2 protein-coding genes are annotated in these 3,501 nt (G+C 75.7%); both read left to right on the forward strand.

The window, feature by feature from the left end:
* Positions 1-63 precede the first annotated feature (63 nt).
* Positions 64-1,668, forward strand: a complete 1,605-nt coding sequence (locus tag OEB99_RS19700) for a CopD family protein (protein ID WP_263579016.1) — start codon at positions 64-66, stop codon at positions 1,666-1,668.
* 2 nt (positions 1,669-1,670) lie between these two features.
* Positions 1,671-3,501, forward strand: a 1,831-nt coding sequence (locus OEB99_RS19705; RefSeq protein WP_263579017.1) for a S8 family serine peptidase, incomplete at its 3' end; no start/stop codon positions are given.

The following is a 3,501-nucleotide window of genomic DNA, read 5'->3' on the forward strand; positions in this document are numbered from 1 at the left end:
TTCCCCGGCGCGCCCCCCCCGGCCCCCCCCCCCCCCGCGTGGGTGGCGCGGGCCCACGTCGAGGTGACCGTCTCAGAGACCGAGGAAGGCCTGGTCGAGGTTGCGACCGCACCCCTCGCGGAGGGGGTCTACGAGCTCGACTGGACCGTGGTGGCGCTCGACGACGGGCACCCCTCGCGTGGTTCGGTCGCCTTCGGAGCCGGCGTGCGACCCGCGGTGTCCGCCTCGGGCGATCGGTCTCCGGGGACCGGTCGGGTCGTGCTCCGCTGGACGGACCTGGCGGCGATCATGCTCGCGATCGGCGCGGTTGCCGTGACGGGCCGGGTCCTCGGGGCGATGGGGCCGACGGGAGCCGGCGCCCAACGGCGGGCACGCCGGATCGGCGCGGGGGCGGCACTGGTCGCCGTCGTCACCGGCGCGCTCACGCCTGTGGTCGCCATCTACTCCGACGGCGCCGGTCTGGCCGCCTGGGCGGAGGCGAGCCGGGCGACGTTGCTCGGGAGCACCTGGGGACGCCTCTGGCTCACCCGCGAGGCGTTCGTGGTCCTGCTCGCCGGGGTGATGTGGAGCTGGGCCCGGCGCCGCGGTGCTCTGGCCGGGCACGCCCGGCTGCTGGCCGGGGTGTGCCTCGGTGGTGTCGCGTGGTTCGAGGCCGCGGCCGGGCACGCCGCGGCGCTCGCCGAGCGCTCCGTGCCCGCGGTCCTCGCGGCCGCCGTCCACCTGCTCGGGGCTGGTGTGTGGGTCGGCGGCCTGGCGGTGCTGAGCCTGAGCGTCGTGCACGCGACCCGAGGGGCCGACGACACACCGCGGCAGCTGCTGCTGCCGGTCTGGCGCGCCTTCAGCGCGATGGCGGCGGTCACGGTCGGCGTGGTCCTGGCGACCGGGATCTACGAGTCCGGGCGCCAGGTGCCCGACCTCGCGGCCGCGACCACGACCCGCTACGGGTCCACCCTGGCCGTCAAGATCGTTCTCGTGGCCGTCGCCCTGACCCTGGCCGGCGTCAACACGGCGCTGCTGCACCCGCGGGTCGCCGGCGTCGTGGTGCGCAGGCTGAGCCGCCGGGACCGCCTGTTCGTCGTGCGGCCGCGCCGCTTCCCGACCTTCGTCGTGGCCGTCGAGATCGGTGTGCTCGGGCTCGCGGTCGGGACGGCCGCCGTGCTGACGTCCGAACCGACGGCGCGCGAGGTCAGCATGGCCGCGGACCGCTCGGAGCTCAGCAGCAGCAACGTCGACGGGCTGCTGATCACGTTCCAGGCGGTCCCCGGAGGGTCGGACCGGACCCGCCTGGTCGTCCGCACCCGGTCCACCGTCCGGCCGGAACCCGCACCCGTGACCGGCGTCGCGGTCGACCTCGCCGCGGCGGCCGGTGCCCGCGCGACGGTCACCATGACGGCGGTCGAACCGGGCCACTACGAGGGGACCGCGGACCGGCTCGCACCGGGGGACTGGACCGCTCAGGTCTCCGTGCAGCGCGAGGGACTCCCACCGACGACGACCGAGGCGGTCTGGACGGTCGCTGACCGGGCCACCGGTCCCACCGCGGTGGAGATCGTCGCCACACTCATCGCCGTGCTCCTGCTGCTCGGCACGCTCGGCGCCCTCGCAGCGAGCCGTCGTGGCCGTGCCGTTGCGGAGCCCCCTGTTCTGATCGGCGCCGGAAGGATCTGATCATGCGCCTCGCGCTCGCGCTCACCGCGACGACCTCGTTGATGCTCGGCGGACTCACGGTGCCCGCCGTAGCGACCGTCCCGGCCGCGGCGGTCGCACCTGCCGTGCAGGCGACGCTCGGGTCGCTCGGTCCGGCCGAGACCACGACGGTCCTCGTCACTCTCCGCCAGCAGGCCGACCTCTCGACGGTGCGGGGCGGCACGCGAGCCGCGCGCGCAGCGGGCACCGTACGTGCGCTGCGCGCGACCGCGCAGGCCGGCCAGGCCGCCATCCGGGTGCGCCTCGGCACGCTGGCCGGCCTCGGCAAGGTCGTCGACGCCACCCCGCTGTGGGTCGTGGACGCGATCTCGGTGACCGCCACGGCCGACGTGATCGCTGAGCTGGCGACCCGCGCCGACGTGGCGAGCGTCACCGCCGACGACGTGGTGGTGCGGCCGGCCGCTGCGCCCGCCCAGCCCAACCTCGTCACGGTCGGGGCACCTGCGGTGTGGGACCTCGGCCAGACCGGGCAGGGTGTGGTGGTCGCGAGCCTGGACTCCGGGGTCGACGTGTCGCACCCGGACCTTGCGGGGCGGTGGCGCGGGGGAACGAACAGCTGGTTCGACCCGTACGGGCAGCACCCGGACGCGCCGGTCGACCTCAGTGGGCACGGGACGGCGACCATGGGCGTGATCGTCGGCGGCGACGCCGGCGGGACGTCCATCGGCATGGCGCCGGGCGCGCAGTGGATCGCCGCCCGGGTCTTCGACGACCGCGGTGCGGCCACGGCGACGGCCCTGCACCAGGCCTTCCAGTGGGTGCTCGACCCGGACGGCGACCCGGCGACCGGGGACGCGCCGCAGGTGGTCAACGCGTCGTGGTCGCTCGGGTCCGGCCCGGGGTGCGACCTGTCGCTCCAGCCGGACGTGCGGGCCCTGGTCGCTGCGGGAATCGCTCCGGTGTTCGCGGCCGGCAACTTCGGGCCGGGTGCGGGCACGAGCGTCAGCCCGGCGAACTACCCGGAGTCGCTGGCGGTCGGCGCCGTGAGCGGCACGGGCACGATCGCGTCGGCGAGCAGCCGTGGACCCAGCACCTGCGGCGGGCGCACCGGAGTGTTCCCCGACCTGGTGGCGCCCGGCGTGGACGTCCTGACGACCGACCGGTACGGGCTGTACCAGGTGGTCTCGGGCACGTCGATCGCCGCGCCGCACGTGACCGGGGCGTTGGCGCTGCTGCTGGGTGCGTTCCCGGGGACGTCCGTCACGCGGCAACGCGAGGCGGTCCTCGGCGCCGCGACCGATCTCGGGCCTGCGGGCGCCGACGACACCTACGGGCACGGCGAGCTCGACGTGCTCGCGGCCTACGCCTCGCTCGAGGCCGCCGGAGACAACGTCGGACCGGCGGTCGGCGGGCTGTCCGTGACCCCGGGCACGACGGACACGTCGTCCGCCGTGGCCGTGACGGCGGTCGCCGACGACTCGGCGGCGGGCGGCTCGGCGATCCAGGCGGCGGAGCTCTTCGTCGACGCCGTCGGGGCCGACGGTTCGGGGACGCCGATGACCGTGGCGTCGTCCGCCTCGGTGTCCCAGGTCACGGCGACGCTGCCGACCGGCGTGCTCGCGCTGCTGGCGGACGGGACGCACCCGGTGTTCGTCCACGCCGAGGACGCGGCCGGCAACTGGGGCCAGGTCGCCCAGACGCAGCTCGTGGTGAGCCGGCCGCACGGCTTGTGGTTCTCGACGGTGGGTGCGACGAACCCGCCTGGTGTGGGTGGGTCGGCTGATGCGGCTGATGTGTACCGGTGGGATGGTTCGGGGTTCTCGCGGGTGTGGGACGCGTCGGTGGCTGGTTTGC

This window comes from Actinotalea endophytica (assembly GCF_025717005.1).
Classification (GTDB): Bacteria; Actinomycetota; Actinomycetes; order Actinomycetales; family Cellulomonadaceae; genus Actinotalea.